Genomic DNA, 16,691 nt, shown 5'->3' on the forward strand with positions numbered 1-16,691 from the left:
AGGCTTCCTCACTCACTCTCTTGTCAGGCAGCGTGACGCGCTTTCTTACGCGCTGCATTACCCCTCATCCGGCTCCAAACTCGGATAAACGTATCGATATCGTCCTCGGTCGTTTCCAGTCCCAGACTGACCCTGATGGCCGATCCGGTGTCGGAAAGTCCCATTTCCTTAAGCACGTGGCTTTCACGTACCTTGCCTGACGAGCAGGCTGATCCCGAACTGATTGCAACACCTGCCAAATCCAATGCCATAACCTGAGTTTCCCCAGGCATTCCCGGCAAGATCAGGCAACTTGTATTCACCAGTCGCTCCGTTCCCTTACCAGCAATCAAAAGCTCAGGAGCTTCTGACGCCAATTCTGTTTCAAGGCGATCACGCATTCCTGCGATAGTCGCCATCTGCGCCATTTTGGCTTCGGCCCGCCGGGCAGCGGCGGCAAAGCCTGCAATACCCAGAACGTTTTCCGTGCCACCACGGCGATATTTTTCCTGTCCGCCACCCCGGATCTGCGGCACCAGCATCACACCGGGCGCAATCGCCAAGGCACCTGTTCCTTTGGGGCCGCCGATCTTATGTGCCGAAACCGACACCATATCAACCAGCAAGCGCCCCATATCCACCGGCATCCGTCCCAGCGCCTGTACGGCGTCACAATGGACTTTTGCCCCATATTCCCGCGCCAGCAGACCAACCTTTGACACCGGCTGTATCACACCGGTTTCATTATTGGCCAGCATGACCGAAACCAGAACCTTTTGCCCGGCTTCCGATGCGTCTTTAAGCATCTTTTCCAAAGCAGCCAGATCAATCACGCCATTACCGTCAACCGGGATACGTTTGGCATCCACCCGTCCTTCGATGACCGAAGGATGTTCAGTTGCACTGGTAAAGACAGTGACATCTTCCAGACCGTTCAGCGCCAGACTGTTTGCCTCGGTCCCGCCGCTGGTGAAAATGATCCGCTCAGCATCACCACCGACCAGTTCGGCAATCGTTCGGCGTGCATGATCAACAATCTTGCGGGCTGCACGGCCACTTCCGTGAACTGATGACGGGTTACCTGTGACATCCATCGCAGCGATCATGGCCTGCCGTGCTTCGATGCACAGCGGCGCGCTTGCGTTGTAGTCGAGATAAACCTGTTCGGCCATCAGTTTGTATTCATCCTTATTCTCATCTGCACTCGATATAGAGCAGCATTTACTGTGCCGCAACCTGTGACGGCTCTTCTATTTGCGTTGTTTTCGCAGGGAATGCGCGCAGCGTCCCGGCAACATTGCGATCCACCACATCAGCAAGACTGACTGATGCCAGATAAAGGTAAATCTGATTGCCAAGTTCTTCCCACAATTCATGGGTTTGGCAGCGACCCTGATTGGCCTTACAGCCTTTTGGCGAACCGGATTTACAGCGGGTTGCACGGATCGGCTCATCGACAGCCAAAATGACATCGGCGACACGGGTTTCAACGGCCGTACGGGCCAGAAGATATCCACCACCGGGACCGCGCACGGAGCGAACCAGTCCTCCCTTGCGCAATTTGCCAAACAGCTGCTCAAGATAAGACAACGAAATTTCCTGACGGTCCGCAATATCTGCAAGCGCGACCGGTCGGTCCTTACTGCTTTCAGCGAGATCGACCATCGCCATGACGGCATAGCGGCCTTTTGTACTCAGCTTCACGGTACGTCCTCCTGCCTTGCTGTCCTGGTCATACTGGTTTGCACACCTGACAGCGGGCTGTTCATTGTTGTCGCGCGATGCGCGCCAACCTTATTTAGATGATGCAACGATGCGCGGTTTATCCGGCGCAACGTCGCCTGCCGATTTCCCGGCAGCTCCTGCTTTTTCGGCTTCAAGTACGCCGACCTGTTCACGCAGGATTTTGACTTCACGGCCAAGTTCTTCAAGTGCACGGGCCACCGGATCAGGCAGATCACCGATTGGCGTACCATAAGCACAGAAACGATCATCGGCCTCGCGGCGAACGATTCTGGCCGGGATACCAACCACAGTAGCGCCTTCCGGCACTTCGGACAGCACAACCGCATTGCCGCCAACACGGGCGTTTTTACGCACGGTGAACGGGCCAAGGATTTGTGCGCCGGACCCGACAATCACACCGTCTTCAAGAGTGGGGTGACGTTTAAGGCCGCGCTGACCTTCGCTATTTACACTGGGCGACGTCCCGCCAAGGGTTACCCCCTGATACAAGGTGACGTCATCGCCAATCTCGGCGGTTTCACCAATCACGACACCCATGCCATGGTCGATAAAGAACCGCTTGCCGATCTTGGCACCGGGATGAATTTCAATGCCGGTCAACCAGCGCATGATCTGCGACAGGAAGCGGGCCGTAATACGAAAACCGCGCCCCCAAAGCCAGTGCGTGCCGCGATATCCCATGATTGCGTGAAACGCCGGATAACAAAGCGCGATCTCCAAACGGGAGCGTGCCGCAGGGTCGCGGGCAATCATCGCGTCGATTTCCTGACGAATTAGCTTGAACATGGGGCGGTCCACTGTGTAATTAGTACCTTCGATTCCCGGCAGCCACGCCCAAGCCCGGCCTTACGCACAACGTAAGAACGGGTGAAAACGGCACCAGCGGGTTAGCCGGAATATAGGATAACCGAGTAACTTGGTCAAGTATTTGCCCAAAGCAATTTATGCGCAAACACGAAAAAACTTACAAAAACACTCGGATATTTTTGGTACACACATCATTCCATTCGTGGACAGGAGCAGTCTGATCCATGCCTGAGGTCATTTTTAACGGCCCCGAAGGCCGCCTTGAAGGTCGCTACCACCATAACGGCGCTGACGATTCGCCCATCGCACTGATCCTCCATCCGAACCCGCAACAGGGCGGCACAATGAACAACAAGTTGTGCTTCAACTTGTTCAATATGTTCAAGAGTCGCGGATATTCGGTCATGCGCTTCAACTTCCGCGGTGTTGGTCGCTCGCAGGGCGTTTACGATCAGGGAATCGGCGAACTGTCCGATGCCGCATCCGCGCTCGACTGGATGCAGACCTATAACGCCAATGCGCGTGCAACCTGGGTTGCCGGTTATTCGTTCGGATCCTGGATCGGCATGCAGCTTTTGATGCGCCGTCCAGAAATTGACGGGTTTATTTCGATTGCAGCCCCGGCCAGTGAATATGACTTCACCTTCCTGGCACCCTGCCCGTCTTCTGGCATCCTGATCCACGGATCACAGGACACCAACATTCCGATTGCATCGGTCAACAAGCTTTCTGACAAGCTCAATTCCCAGAAAGGCATTGAAGTTGACATGTGCACCATTACTGATGCCGATCATTATTTTGCCAAACAGCAAGATGACGTGATCAAACACACTGCTTCATATCTCGATAAGCGCGGCGCGTAACCGCCTGCCACGACTACGCGATTATGAGATACCGAAGAACGAAGGCCGCCTGTTCAGGCGGCCTTTTTCGGTATGTAAAGCCTACCACCACAACAGGGCTCGGACACGCCAGTCGTTCCGGGAAAGCTAAGTGGTAGCTCACGCAGATGGCGGACAGCAAGGTAACCAAAACATTCCGCTTCGACCGCATCCCCGTCCCACTCAAGATCATCAACGGAACGCACCGGCACGCCCAACCGGGTATTTAGCGTTTTCATGACATAGTCATTATGGCGGCCACCACCACAAACGAACCAGCTTTGCGGTGCGGCCGGAAGGTGGTTCACACCGGCAACAATGGCCGCAACGCTACAATTGGCCAATGTCGCCGCCCCGTCAGACACATTCAGCTTTGCGTCACCTACAAGCCCGTCAATGCGCGCAGCCATATCTTCGCGATCAAGGGATTTTGGCGGAACACGGTCAAAATACGGGTCTTCAAGAAATTTGACTTCGACCATCGGGTCTCCATTGCCCGATGCCGCCGTCGCACCATTCAAATCCACCGGGTTTCCGGTATGGCGCAACATCCAGTCATCAAGTCGCGCATTACCCGGACCACAATCAAAGGCAAGCAATTCGTCATTGGCATCGATATAGGTGACATTCGACACCCCGCCGATGTTAAGCACCGCAACCGGTAGCTCAACCCCGGCACTTTTCATCAACGCGGCATGATAGACAGGGGCCAGTGGCGCGCCTTCGCCGCCTGCCGCAACATCGGCCAATCGGAAATCGGCCACCACCGGAATACCTGTTTTGTAAGCCAACATATCAGGCGTTCCGATCTGGCGCGTCAGGCCAGATGCCGGTTCATGAAACACCGTCTGACCATGAAAACCGATCACACCGATTTCGCCCGCCAAAGTGCCGGATTTTTCAAGCAGCATGTTAACGGCATCAACATGGACCTGTGTCAGATCATCTGCCACGACATGTTCGGTGTTGGTCGCACCGCGATTACCAAAGCATGCCCGCATCCGTTCGCGTAATTCCGGGGCATAGGGCACGAAAACCGCGTGATCAAGACGGCGAACGTCAACGCCATCGGTTTCAATCAAGGCCGCATCGACACCATCAAGTGATGTGCCGCTCATCATGCCGATTGCCTTGATCCAGCCTTGTGTCATCTCATACTCCGCGTGGCATTTTGTCATTGTAGCATGCAGCTTAGATCGAATTTCTGGCGAAATCGTTACGACGATACCAGAACTGCGTCCCGATCCGTTGCCCAGCGGATGTTTTCTGTGCTAGATCATCGCCTCCGCACCTATTGGCGGCTCGATTTTTCTATCACAACCAACATAGCGCAAAAACCATGACTGAACTGAAGTCTGATTTTCTCCGCGTCATGAATGACCGCGGTTATATCCACCAATGTACGGACCTCGAAGGTCTTGATACCTATGCGACGGAAAATACGGTGGTGTGCTATGTGGGCTATGATTGCACTGCAGACAGCTTGCATGTCGGATCCCTCGTATCGATCATGATGCTGCGCTGGCTGCAGAAAACCGGCCATAAACCGATTGTCCTGATGGGCGGCGGCACCACCCGTGTTGGCGACCCGACTGGTCGTGACGATGCCCGCCCGGTTTTGACCGATGAAATCATTGCTGCCAACATGGCCGGCATCAAAAAAGTATTTCAGCAGTTCCTGACATTTGGCGATGGCCCGACCGATGCGGTCATGGTCAACAATGCCGACTGGCTGGATAAACTGAACTATATTGAATTCCTGCGTGATTTCGGTCGCCATTTCTCGGTCAACCGGATGCTGGCATTTGATTCGGTCAAGCTACGGCTGGAACGCGAACAGTCGCTGAGCTTCCTTGAATTCAACTACATGATCCTGCAGGCCTATGACTTTGTTGAACTGAACCGCAATTACGCCTGCACCCTGCAGATGGGCGGATCGGATCAGTGGGGCAACATTGTTAATGGTGTTGAATTGGGACGTCGCGTTGATGAGAAATCATTGTTCGGCCTGACCACCCCACTAATGACCACCGCCTCAGGTGCGAAGATGGGTAAAACGGCCTCTGGTGCTGTTTGGTTGAACGAAGAACGCCTGTCGTCCTATGACTACTACCAGTTCTGGCGCAACACCGAAGATGCCGACGTGATCAAATTCATGCGTCTGTTTACCGAAATGTCGCTCGAACAGATCGCAGAATACGAAAAGCTTGAAGGATCAGACATCAACGAGGCGAAAAAGGTTCTCGCCCTTGAAGCTGTCACCCTTTGCCGTGGGAAAGAAGCCGCCCTGACAGCGGCTGAAACCGCACGCAAAACCTTTGAAGAAGGTGTTCTGGCTGACGACCTTCCGACAGTTGAAGTCGCCAGAGCCGAACTTGACGCGGGTATTCCTGCCTTTGATTTGTTCCGTCGTGCGGACCTTGCGAAATCGGGTGGCGACGCACGCCGCCTGATCAAGGGTGGTGGTGCAAAAATCAATGACGAAAAAGTCAGCGATGAAAATGCCAATATCACCGCAGATGCGCTTAATTCAGATGGCGTGATCAAGGTTTCGGCAGGCAAGAAGCGCCACGTTCTGATCAAGCCGGTCTGATAATTACTCAGCAACAGAACCAAATACAAAAGCCCCGCAGCAGATGCCTGCGGGGCTTTTTGTTTACTTGCTTTAACCCGGTTCTGCCCCGGTAATCAGATTGCGGAACACACCCGGCACAAATGTCGACAACGGATTGACGGAAATGTCCGGGTTTTCAAGATCGCCTTCAACCGTGTAGGTCGGGGCGAAGATACCCCCACCTTCCTCGCCGACCAGAAGATCCCCAAGGATCGGAATAACGCCAAGTGCGGAGTTCAGCGCGTAAATCGGGACAATTGATCCCGACAGTCGGATTTCGGATTTCGCCAGATCAATCGATCCATTCGCCGTCACTCCGACTGCCGTTCCGTTTGCCGATATTTTCGAAAGCGACAGCACATCATTGGCATAGGTGAAATCACCATTGAGCTCGTCAAATGATATCCCGTTGCCCTGCAAAACGTCGCCAAGCCCTGTTAAGGATGCAGCGCCAAGAACCCGGGCTGCAACCGGGGCATTGACGACGCGGAAGTCATCAATATTCACCGTCCCGGTAAAGGGTTGGGCTACATCAGCGTCATCGACTGTTCCTTCGACCGTCAGAACACCGCCCAAAAGATTTTCATACATATCAACCGCACGCAGGAATTTTCCGGCATCTTCGCTGGTCAGTTTGACCTTGCGCGTGACGAAATCTTCGCGGGTTACCTGGGCAAACACATTGGCCCGATCACCCAACGAACCATTCAAAACAAGACGATCCCATTCCTGCCCGACTGTATGGATCGATCCTTTGACATCGCCCAGAAGTTCGCCATTGGCCATCACCATCTGTTCAATATTCAAAAAGATTTCCGTCGTGCCGCCAGAACGTGTTGCGCTTTGACCAATGCCACCGCTATTGGGGCTTTGTTTTTGTTTGGGTTGCGTGTTTCCGACTGTATCGTCAGAAACAATCCACGGGGTGGCAATAAGCTGACGAGCCGTGATTTCGATTTCCTGATTGGCGCGGTCCTGACTGAACGTGATTTTGCCATCACTCAGAAGCGGCTCATCCCCCTTCAAAAGGAACCTGTCAGAAGCCAACGTAACCATCAGGTTGAGGTTTTCCGTCTGATCAGATGCCGATTGCGTCGGATCGGTTTGTTTCGAGGCGTCCTTATCGACAAAATGGCGTAGATCGAATTGTGACCCGCGCAGATCAACTGTCAGCTTGTCATCGTCCGCCAAACGAACAGTGCCGCTGACATCGGTGTTGTCACGAAACGTCGCAGTGTCGATTTCAAAGACCCATTTATCGGCCATCGGGTTATCGCCGCGCCAAGTTCCCCGGCCTTCTGCCGCAAGTTCCGGTGCACTGGCGGAAATGGATTTAAGGGTTCCACCGCCATCATATTGAACAGCTAGATCAAACGTGGCTTTTGCGTCGGGACCGGGTTCCTTTTGATAATCAACGCCATCAAACGGAAGTGCAATCGTCACCGCCTTAAGATCGACATCGCCAACAAGTTCGACCTGATCGGGTTTCACCTTGATATCGACTTTACCCTTGGCCATTCCGGTCAAATAAGGTGATGCATCAAGCTCCACCGTCGGAAGAACGCCCAGATCAAGATCACCAGACAGGGTATAGTGGCTACGGATTGCCGCGTCGGTATCAAAGTTTTCAACCCAATTTATCTTGGTCTTCCCTTTGCCGATTGCGGCCACACCATTTAAATCCAGCCCCTTTGTATTGACCTGTAATTCGAACGTGCCAGCCGTTACATCAAGGTCGCGAAATGCGTTGGCAATGCTGGCATTTTCAATCCGTGATGCGGCAGCGACTTCGACATCTTCGAAACGAACCGCGCGCAATAACGGGAAGGAAAGCCGCACACGCGTTGCTTGCTCGCCGCTAATCTGGGCCGGATCAATGCCCAGACGTGTCGCAAAGCCAAGCGGTTCTGCTTCAATCAGTTCAAGCGCCTTACGCGCACTGCCATGGGCGACAACTTCAATATCGGCAGCCGGAACAGGATCGTTCAATCTTGTAAATTCAATGCTGGCATCGGTGACGGTCAAACCATCAGCATTGCCGCGATCAACATAGATTTTAAAGCTGTCAGCATCAAATTCCGCCCGACCGGCTGCATCAAGAACTTCGGGCATTTCGCCAAGATAATGCACCGTCACGCCCGACATGGTCATTTGACCACCCAGCGCATCAAGAGCAATCCCGTCTTCTTCATCCTGATGAAGTTCCGTACGCATGCTGGCCTGATGCACAATGCCTTCTGACAGATTGGTGACAACCCAGTCGCGGGCATCAACGCCAAGGGATTCAGGCCATAAATGCTTCAGATCGTTGGTTTGGACATCCGTTGCAAAGGCATCAAGATTGACGCTCCATTTCCCGAATGGGTCAAGCACAACGCCCTGCAGCTTTGCCGAGGCATCCCCAACATTCAAGACCACGTCATCAAGGTTAAACCGGCCCGGCACATAACTTGTGACAATCTTCCCGTCCCGAACACGGTAGGTCGCACGCATTTCAGATGGCAGCGATATGATCCCGCTTCCGACGACAAGGTCGGTCGACGCAAAAAGCAGTTCGCCGTCCGTGTCATATTTTGCCTTAAGCTTCCCTGATACAGGAAGATAGGCGTCGCGAAGATTTTCAAAAACATCGGAAATACTGACCAGATCAGAAAGCTCCACCTCACCCACATCAGCTTCAAGGTCGATCTCGCCGGTCTGGATACTGTAATCACCGGTCACACCGACGCGGGTGGATAATGCCCCGGCACTGACCTGCAAGGATGCTTCTGCGCCAATGCCCAAGGGCTTTCTCGACAGCAGGATATCGGCCTGCGGTGCGGCCCAAACAACGCCAAGCTTTTCATCGCGCACCTGCAGATCGGCATTCACGACCCCAAAGCTTTCGAAATAGGCTGCTGCAGGAAAATTGGTTCGTTCGCCAGACAGGATGGCGATCACATCGCGTAAAACATCACTGCCCGATTGCTCAACAGCGCCGTTTTGTTCCAACGGCGCAGAAACGGTTGATTGGTTGATATCAGGTTGGGTTATGTCGTCAGAGCCATCGGCAACTACCGCCGTTTCAACTACAGTGCTTGACGGGAGTTCGATGGTTACCGATGAACCTCGTCCCTTGTCATAGACCAGTTCGTCCGGATTAGGCGGCGTGTCATCTTCTTCGTCAAATGCCAGTATGCCCGACAGACCATCTGCATCAAGCGCTGCTTCATCGGCAACATAGCCAATATCGATTTTGCCATCCGCACTGCGCTCCAATCGGATACGTGGCCCGATCAGGTTCATTTCGCGAAGTGCAAGAACGCCTTCAAAAAGTGCCTTACTGGAAAACACAACATCGGCTTCGGGAATATGAAGCAATTCGCGGTCATTGGCACCAATGATGGTAACGTCGCGCAGGCCAACATCAAATTTTTCCGCCCAACCGCGCCAGCGCAAAACAAGATCGCCAACAGACAGCTTGTTCTCGCCCATCGATTTATTCAAATGATCTACGATGTAGGGGGTTAAGCGGTGCAAAGACACGGGTTCTTGCGACAACCGCCAAATCGTGACCGCTGCAAATACGCCAACAAACAGAATGACAGCTGATAAAATCAGCGCCAGCCATCCAGCAAAGGTTTTAACGAGGCGCACTCTGTATACCCTGTCTTGTCGGTGTCATATGCCGCATTATGAACAATCTGCGCAGTCTGGTGTACTTGTCTAGTATTTACAGACAACAAGCATGATTAAATGTACCAGACTGTTATCAATCAAATCGCTTTTTGTCTGATCACAGAAACGCTAAACAGTTACACGTCACTCTGTTGATCAGGACATCAAACTCCTGACAGAGATTATGCAATCAGGTACAGATCTGTGCATAGCCCGGTTCGTTACCTTTTCGCAATACAAGGAACGCAAAAAGTGTCTCTTTCCTGGATTTCGCAAGGACTGCCCCAACCGCATGTTCTTGAACATGTTGTAAATGCGCTGGAACGTTGGCATGCCTTGGGCGACCGCCCGGCATTTGAAAGCATTGCATCGAAAATTGGCGATATTGCGTCCAATGCCCAAAGCAAATCCGTCCTGGAAGCTCTTTTTGGCAACAGCCCCTATCTGACCAATCTCTGTCTTCGCGATCCTGATGTGGTCTGTGATGTGTTTGATAACGGCCTTGATCAGGCATTTGCCAATGCCCTGAACCCGGTTCGCATCAGTGCCGATGCCCGCAACCTTGATCAACCAACCACCATGACCACCGTGCGTCGGGCAAAACGTCGGGCTGCACTGGTCATTGCGATTGCTGATATCTGCCTTGCTTGGTCGCTTGATAAAATCACCTCCGCCATCAGTGAAACCGCCGAACTCACCCTTGATTTCACCATGGCCCATTGCCTTTCGGCCATGGCACGTCTTCGCAAATGTGACTTACCCAATCCGGAAAACCCGTTGGAAGGATCTGGCATATTTTCGATTGGCATGGGCAAACTGGGTGCGGGTGAGCTGAACTATTCATCCGATATTGATCTGATCTTCCTTTATGATCAGGAAGTCGTCACCTATCTTGATCCGGACCGCATTCAACAGGATCTGGTCCGTATGGTGCGCGACATCACCCGCGTTATGGAAGAACGCACAGGTGATGGATATGTGTTCAGGACAGACTTGCGCCTGCGCCCAGACCCATCCTCCACGCCGCCCATTTTGTCAATGCTGGCCGCGGAAACATATTACGAAACTGTTGGCCAAAACTGGGAACGTGCGGCCATGATCAAGGCCCGCATCGTTGGTGGTGACCGGATTGCAGGCGATCAGTTTTTAGAAATCCTGCGGCCTTTTGTCTGGCGCAAACATCTTGATTTTCTGGCCATTCAAGACATTCATTCGATCAAACGCCAGATCAATGCCCATAAGGGCGGCAGTAAGATCCACATTCCCGGCCACAATATCAAACTGGGCCGCGGCGGCATTCGCGAGATCGAGTTTTTTGCCCAGACGCAGCAGCTTATCTGGGGTGGTCGCGAAGTTGCCCTTCGCGATAAGGCAACCTGCGATACATTGCGCGGTTTGACCGATTTCGGACAGGTTTCTGAAAAAGTGCGCGACGAAATGCTGCACGCCTATGAATTTTTGCGCACCGTCGAACACCGTTTGCAAATGATCAATGATCAACAAACCCAGACCCTGCCAGATACGAATGAAGGCCTGACTGCCCTTGCGACATTCCTTGGCTATGACGCTCTGGACGGGTTCAAGGCCGATTTGTTGCTTCATCTGCGCCATGTCGAAAACAACTATGCCGAATTGTTCGAAGATGACACCCCGCTTACCGGACGCGCAGGCAATCTTGTCTTCACCGGCACCGAAGATGACCCGGACACATTGGCGAACTTGCGTGAAATGGGGTTTGTGAATGCTGAAAACGTCTCGGTTACGGTACGGGGATGGCATCATGGCCGCTACCGCGCCACACGTTCACGCCGTGCGCGCGAAATCCTGACCGAATTGATGCCGACCCTTTTGGATGCATTGGGTAAAACCACCAACCCGGATATGGCGTTTCGTGCCTTTGACGAGTTTCTAAAAGGTCTTCCGGCCGGGGTTCAGGTTTTCTCACTTTTCACGGCCCACCCTGAACTTCTTGAACTGCTTGCCCAGATTGCCGGTACCGCCCCACGAATGGCGAAATATATCGGGCGAAACGCCGCCGTTCTTGATTTTGTTTTGATGTCAGGGTTCCACGAAGAATTGCCCGATGCCGATGCCATGATGGCTGATCTGGATGCACGCCTTGCCCGTGAAGACATGGTTGAAGATTGGCTGGATACCGCGCGGCGCTGGGCCAATGACCAAAAATTCCAGATTGATGTTCAAACCATCCAGAACCGCCATACCCCTCATCAGGCTGGTCGGGCCTTGGCCGATGTCGCGGACGTTGCCATTCGGGCCCTGTTCCCGCGCATTGCCGAAGATTTCGCAGACAAACATGGCACGTTCGAAGATGGCGGTTTGGCTGTCTTTGCCCTTGGCAAACATGGCGGTCAGGAACTTTCCCCCGGGTCTGATCTTGATATGGTGTTCATCTATGATGTTGCAGAACATGCAGATGAATCCGATGGTCAAAGACCGCTGTCACCCGGTCACTATTTCATTCGGTTAAGTCAGCGTTACATCAATGCTCTGTCGGCCCCGACGGCCGAGGGTATTTTGTTTGAAACCGACCTTCGCCTGCGCCCCAGCGGAGCAAAAGGCCCACTGGCAACCCATTTCAAAAGTTTTGAAGCCTACCAGAATAACGACGCATGGACGTGGGAGCATATGGCACTAACCCGGATACGTCCGGTGTATGGCCCCACAGCCTTGTGCGAAAAAGTAATAGCAACAACCAATGCCATTTTGTGCAAGGAACGCGATCCGAACCAGTTGGTTCGCGAAGTTTTTGATATGCGCAATCGCATGGATGCCGGCAAAGGCGACAACCACCCATGGGCCATCAAAATGCGCCGGGGTGGATTGGTTGATCTGGAGTTCATTGCGCAATATCTGCAACTGCGCCACGCCCATAAGCATCCAGATATCCTGTCGCCAACCACCCGCGAGGTTTTTAAGAACCTTGGCACCAAAGGAATATTGGATAACGAAGAAGCCGAGTTTCTTGGCAATGCCGGGTCGTTCTGGTTGGCATTGCAGGCCATGCTGCGCCTAACGACAGAAGGGCCGTTTTCCCCGGAAAGTGCGAGTACCGATTTGCAGAAAATGTTGGCCAGTGCCGGGAAATGTGACGATTTCGCAAGTTTACAGGACAAGATAGAAACCACGGCAACCCGGATTAAGGAAATCTACGATCGGGAGATTGCCGAACCGGCGCAAAAAGTTACGCCACCAGAAGAAACACAATAAACCCGAAATGATCCACCCACCCTTGCCATCCCTATAAGGGTTTGTATCTTCATGAGCAGGCACCCTTGGCCTCTGTCGGGATCGGCAATGGATTAGGTAGTAAATCAAAACGAACGAACAAAGGATAGAACATGACGCTTGATGTAGGTGACAAGGCCCCGGATTTCGAACTGCCAACCGATGGTGATGGTAATGTGAAACTTTCTGATCTGGCGGGCAAACCGGTGGTGATCTATTTCTATCCCAAGGACATGACACCTGGCTGCACGACCGAATCTTGTGAATTCCGGGATGCAGAACCAGATTTCAGCGCGGTTGACGCCCAGATTATCGGCATTTCAAAAGACAGTGCTGCGCGCCATGACAAGTTTAAGGCCAAACATGACCTGAATTTCATTCTCGCATCTGATGAGAATGGCACCACCTGCGAAGATTATGGTGTGTGGAAAGAAAAAAGCATGTATGGCCGGAAATTCATGGGGATTGAACGCTGCACCTTTGTCATTGACGGCAACGGCGTGATCCAGAAAGCCTGGCACAAAGTTAAGGTCAAAGGCCACGTTGCCGAAGTCCTTGAAGCTGTCCGCGCACTTTAAAACCCTGCCCTTTTATCCGAACAAGGCCCGGCATTCTCCTGCCGGGCCTTGTTTTTTTGTGCCTTGAAAACCCTTTCAAATCAGTTTTCTGGCCACGCACCCGCTGATTGATTGTGTTGCCTTACCTTGTTTCTCAGGATAAAAATCCGGATATGGGAGTATTAGGTGGAACCGTTTTCCACCTATTGGGAGAAAACACACCGGCACGCCGGCAAAGCGGATAATCCAATGAACAAGAATGTTATCGATCTCGACGATCAGATGCTTGCAGACTTTCGTGACGAAGCAAATGACATCATCAATTCAATTGACGTCCATCTGCAAAATGCACGCGGCAAAAGCGACCCGGCCCATTTGACCGCGATCCAGCGCGAAGTTTTCAATCTGCGCTATAAGGGAAAATCGGTTGCCGCCCCGCTGATCAATCTGACCAGCCACCGACTGGCCGATTATGTCACCACCTGCAAGGAACTGAACGAAGGTTCGATTGACGACATTCAGGCATTTGTCGATAAAATTCAGAGCCTTTTGAGTGGCGACATGACAGCCGGTGGCACAGACACCGCGGAGTTCGTCCGTGAACTACCATCCAAACGCGCACCGGACATTGATCCAAACTGGTTAAAAAAAGCCAATGTCGAAGCATTGCTAGTGATCCCGCAACGCTCCTTGGCAACCATTCTTGAACGTGAATTGGCCGCGTGCGGTTATAGAAGTTCGGTCACGCAAACCTCGTTTGAGGCGATTGAACTTGCGGTACGTACCCGCCCGGATTTCATCATTGTTGCTAAAACCATCGATGAATTGGGCGGTGTTGATTTGGCAAATGCATTGCAAGCCATGCCAAAGACACGTGGCATTCCAACCGCCGTTTTGACATCAGATGCGCCAAACCATCCGTCCCTGCAAGACTTGCCATGCCGGACCGCGATCATTCGCAAAGGCAACGCATTTGGCGAAGATCTGGCAGAAGCATTGGCCCGTTTCAACATCACCTAATCGCGCCATATCGTTGACCAAGCAAATGTCCTAAAGGGCGGCATTGCAGATCATTGCAAGGCCGCCTTTTTCTTTGCCCATTGACCCGATGCCAAGCAGATGTCAGACAAAGCCAACAACGTGTTGACACTTACATTCGCACCCCAACCACAGCCGGACGATCATGACCAGACTCACCCTCGCCGAAGCCGCCAAACGCGCCCTTCTGACCGCCGATGCCACCGAAAAGGCCGACGTCACGGCTGAAATGGCGGCACTTTGGCGCAATGGCGAGATCACGGAAGTCGGCGCAACCGATATGCCTGACCGTCCCGGGCGTCCGGAAAAGCCGGAACTTCTCGCCCCCAACAAAATGCCAAAACGCAAAAAAGGCAGCGTTCAGGGGCGGATCGGGCTTTTGCATGCATTGGCTCATATCGAATTAAACGCCATCGATCTGGCGTGGGATTTATGTGTGCGCTTTCCCGAAGCAAACATGCCGCGCCATTTCCACGACGCATGGGTTCAAGTTGCCGATGACGAAGCCCGTCATTTCAAAATGATCAATAAGCGCTTGGGTGAAATGGGGGCCGCTTATGGGGATCTGCCTGCCCATGATGGTTTGTGGCAAACGTCGATGGATACGGCATATGACATTTTGCCGCGCCTTGCCGTCGTCCCAATGGTGTTTGAGGCCCGCGGCCTTGATGCCACCCCGCCAACCATTGAACGGCTTTTGTCACACGGCGATACCGAAAGTGCGCGTATTCTAAAAATCATCGCCCATGATGAAATCGCCCATGTCGCAGCCGGTCGTAAATATTACGAATATATCTGTGATCAGCGCGAACTGCCCTACTACACCACATGGCATGATATGCTGCGCATGCATTTCCGCGGGTCGCTAAAGCCGCCCTTCAATGATGAAGCGCGCTATGAAGCCGGAATGCCGCCGGATTATTATCAGGACTATGTGCTTGAGCTTCCAGACGTCGGTTTTGACAGCTAGGGTCAAAAATGAGCAATCCCTGACCTAAGATTGATTCAGAGCAAGGCTTTCAACTTGAAATCTCCTTATCCTGTTTAGGTGAATTCGATAGGCCCCCAGCCAAGCGGGCCTTAGTTCTTCCTTCAGGAGGTCAGATCATGCCTGCCACTATGAAAGCCGCTTTGGTGCGGGAATTCGGCAAACCTTTGTCGATCGAAGAAGTCACCGTGCCAAAAGTCACGCCGGGTAAAATCCTTGTCAAGATTGAGGCATCCGGCGTTTGTCACACGGACCTTCATGCCGCCGAAGGCGACTGGCCGGTAAAACCCAATCCACCTTTTATTCCCGGTCATGAAGGTGTCGGCTTTGTTGCCGAAGTTGGCGAAGGCGTGAAATCGGTCAAGGTCGGCGATCGTGTTGGCGTGCCATGGTTACATTCCGCATGCGGCCACTGTCATCATTGCATCACCGGTTGGGAAACCCTTTGCGGTGAACAAATAAATACCGGCTATTCGGTTAATGGTGGCTTTGCCGAATATGTTCTGGCGGACCCGAACTATGTCGGCCACCTGCCCAAAGCGCTTGAATTTGGCAATGCGGCACCTGTTCTGTGCGCCGGGGTAACGGTTTATAAGGGCCTGAAAGAAACCGAATGCAAACCCGGTGAAACTGTGGTGATTTCCGGCATTGGCGGGCTGGGCCATATGGCTGTTCAATATGCCAAGGCCATGGGCATGAAAGTTATCGCTGTTGACATCGCACAAGAAAAACTTGATCTAGCAAAAAATCTTGGTGCCGACTGGACGCTTAATGCCAAAGAAACCGATGTGGTATCCGAAGTCCAAAAACAGATGGGCGGTGCCAACGGGGTTCTGGTCACCGCAGTTTCAAATGCGGCGTTCAAACAGGGTGTTGGCATGCTAGGCCGTGGTGGCACCATGTCACTGGTCGGCCTGCCACCCGGAACGTTTGAACTTGATATTTTTGACACGGTTCTGTGTGGCAAAACCATCCGTGGATCCATTGTTGGAACCCGTGCTGATTTGCAGGAATCACTGGAATTTGCAGGCGACGGCAAAGTGCATTCGCATTACACGACCGAACCGATGGAAAACATCAATTCGATCTTTGATCGTATGCGCGACGGCAAAATCGACGGTCGTATTGTGATGTCGATCTGATTTCGAGAATCATAGACAAGGAACACCAAGTGAGCA

The 16,691-nt window shown here is 52.7% G+C and carries 12 protein-coding genes; 7 read left to right on the forward strand and 5 right to left on the reverse strand.

The genetic code is table 11. The annotated features are described in order from the left end of the window. Positions 1–23 precede the first annotated feature (23 nt). The 3 genes from ACQ0MK_RS09370 to cysE all read right to left on the reverse strand — a co-directional run bounded on the left by ACQ0MK_RS09370 (position 24) and on the right by cysE (position 2,511). Positions 24–1,151: a cysteine desulfurase family protein gene (locus ACQ0MK_RS09370; protein ID WP_430475781.1), complete on the reverse strand. Its 1,128-nt coding sequence runs from the start codon at positions 1,149–1,151 to the stop codon at positions 24–26. Positions 1,152–1,200: 49 nt separating this feature from the next. Continuing rightward, positions 1,201–1,683: an Rrf2 family transcriptional regulator gene (locus ACQ0MK_RS09375; RefSeq protein WP_350040780.1), complete on the reverse strand. Its 483-nt coding sequence runs from the start codon at positions 1,681–1,683 to the stop codon at positions 1,201–1,203. A gap of 90 nt (positions 1,684–1,773) precedes the next feature. After that, positions 1,774–2,511 (reverse strand): serine O-acetyltransferase, encoded by a 738-nt coding sequence (gene cysE, locus ACQ0MK_RS09380; protein ID WP_350162492.1) that lies wholly within the window; start codon positions 2,509–2,511, stop codon positions 1,774–1,776. A 245-nt stretch (positions 2,512–2,756) separates the two neighbouring features. On the opposite strand from cysE, the gene ACQ0MK_RS09385 reads away from it, so the two are divergent. After that, positions 2,757–3,395, forward strand: a complete 639-nt coding sequence (locus ACQ0MK_RS09385; protein WP_350040778.1) for an alpha/beta hydrolase — start codon at positions 2,757–2,759, stop codon at positions 3,393–3,395. 53 nt (positions 3,396–3,448) lie between these two features. On the opposite strand, the gene ACQ0MK_RS09390 is transcribed toward ACQ0MK_RS09385, so the two are convergent. Beyond that, positions 3,449–4,564 carry an anhydro-N-acetylmuramic acid kinase gene (locus ACQ0MK_RS09390; protein WP_430475782.1) on the reverse strand — a complete coding sequence of 372 codons (1,116 nt, stop codon included), beginning with the start codon at positions 4,562–4,564 and terminating at the stop codon, positions 3,449–3,451. A gap of 188 nt (positions 4,565–4,752) precedes the next feature. Here ACQ0MK_RS09390 and tyrS point away from each other — a divergent pair, with 188 nt between their 5' ends. After that, complete coding sequence (gene tyrS, locus ACQ0MK_RS09395; protein WP_430475783.1) at positions 4,753–6,006, forward strand: tyrosine--tRNA ligase; 1,254 nt, start codon at positions 4,753–4,755, stop codon at positions 6,004–6,006. 72 nt (positions 6,007–6,078) lie between these two features. Here tyrS and ACQ0MK_RS09400 read toward each other — a convergent pair whose 3' ends face one another. Next, complete coding sequence (locus ACQ0MK_RS09400; protein WP_430475784.1) at positions 6,079–9,663, reverse strand: AsmA-like C-terminal domain-containing protein; 3,585 nt, start codon at positions 9,661–9,663, stop codon at positions 6,079–6,081. A gap of 273 nt (positions 9,664–9,936) precedes the next feature. Between ACQ0MK_RS09400 and ACQ0MK_RS09405 the strand changes: the two genes are divergently transcribed. From ACQ0MK_RS09405 to adhP, 5 genes are all read left to right on the forward strand, one after another. Then, positions 9,937–12,912, forward strand: a complete 2,976-nt coding sequence (locus ACQ0MK_RS09405; protein WP_430475785.1) for a bifunctional [glutamine synthetase] adenylyltransferase/[glutamine synthetase]-adenylyl-L-tyrosine phosphorylase — start codon at positions 9,937–9,939, stop codon at positions 12,910–12,912. Positions 12,913–13,043: 131 nt separating this feature from the next. Next, the gene (gene bcp, locus ACQ0MK_RS09410) at positions 13,044–13,508 is read left to right on the forward strand and encodes a thioredoxin-dependent thiol peroxidase (protein WP_430475786.1); all 465 of its coding nucleotides are present in this window, start codon (positions 13,044–13,046) and stop codon (positions 13,506–13,508) included. Positions 13,509–13,736: 228 nt separating this feature from the next. Beyond that, a complete protein-coding gene (locus ACQ0MK_RS09415) occupies positions 13,737–14,507 on the forward strand; it encodes a hypothetical protein (RefSeq protein ID WP_430475787.1) in 771 nt (256 codons plus the stop codon). A gap of 163 nt (positions 14,508–14,670) precedes the next feature. After that, positions 14,671–15,495 (forward strand): ferritin-like domain-containing protein, encoded by an 825-nt coding sequence (locus ACQ0MK_RS09420; protein ID WP_430475788.1) that lies wholly within the window; start codon positions 14,671–14,673, stop codon positions 15,493–15,495. Positions 15,496–15,632: 137 nt separating this feature from the next. Continuing rightward, a complete protein-coding gene (gene adhP, locus ACQ0MK_RS09425) occupies positions 15,633–16,655 on the forward strand; it encodes an alcohol dehydrogenase AdhP (protein WP_430475789.1) in 1,023 nt (340 codons plus the stop codon). Positions 16,656–16,691 lie beyond the last annotated feature (36 nt).

Origin of the sequence: Thalassospira lucentensis, from assembly GCF_050516545.1 — a bacterium.
GTDB classification, from domain to species: Bacteria; Pseudomonadota; Alphaproteobacteria; order Rhodospirillales; family Thalassospiraceae; genus Thalassospira; species Thalassospira lucentensis_C.

Coding starts and splice junctions, on each gene's coding strand:
- ACQ0MK_RS09420 (WP_430475788.1), top strand. CDS start 14,671: ATGACCAGACTCACCCTCGCCGAAGCCGCCAAACGCGCCCTTCTGACC.
- ACQ0MK_RS09390 (WP_430475782.1), bottom strand. CDS start 4,564: ATGACACAAGGCTGGATCAAGGCAATCGGCATGATGAGCGGCACATCA.
- tyrS (WP_430475783.1), top strand. CDS start 4,753: ATGACTGAACTGAAGTCTGATTTTCTCCGCGTCATGAATGACCGCGGT.
- ACQ0MK_RS09385 (WP_350040778.1), top strand. CDS start 2,757: ATGCCTGAGGTCATTTTTAACGGCCCCGAAGGCCGCCTTGAAGGTCGC.
- ACQ0MK_RS09370 (WP_430475781.1), bottom strand. CDS start 1,151: ATGGCCGAACAGGTTTATCTCGACTACAACGCAAGCGCGCCGCTGTGC.
- cysE (WP_350162492.1), bottom strand. CDS start 2,511: ATGTTCAAGCTAATTCGTCAGGAAATCGACGCGATGATTGCCCGCGAC.
- ACQ0MK_RS09415 (WP_430475787.1), top strand. CDS start 13,737: ATGAACAAGAATGTTATCGATCTCGACGATCAGATGCTTGCAGACTTT.
- bcp (WP_430475786.1), top strand. CDS start 13,044: ATGACGCTTGATGTAGGTGACAAGGCCCCGGATTTCGAACTGCCAACC.
- adhP (WP_430475789.1), top strand. CDS start 15,633: ATGCCTGCCACTATGAAAGCCGCTTTGGTGCGGGAATTCGGCAAACCT.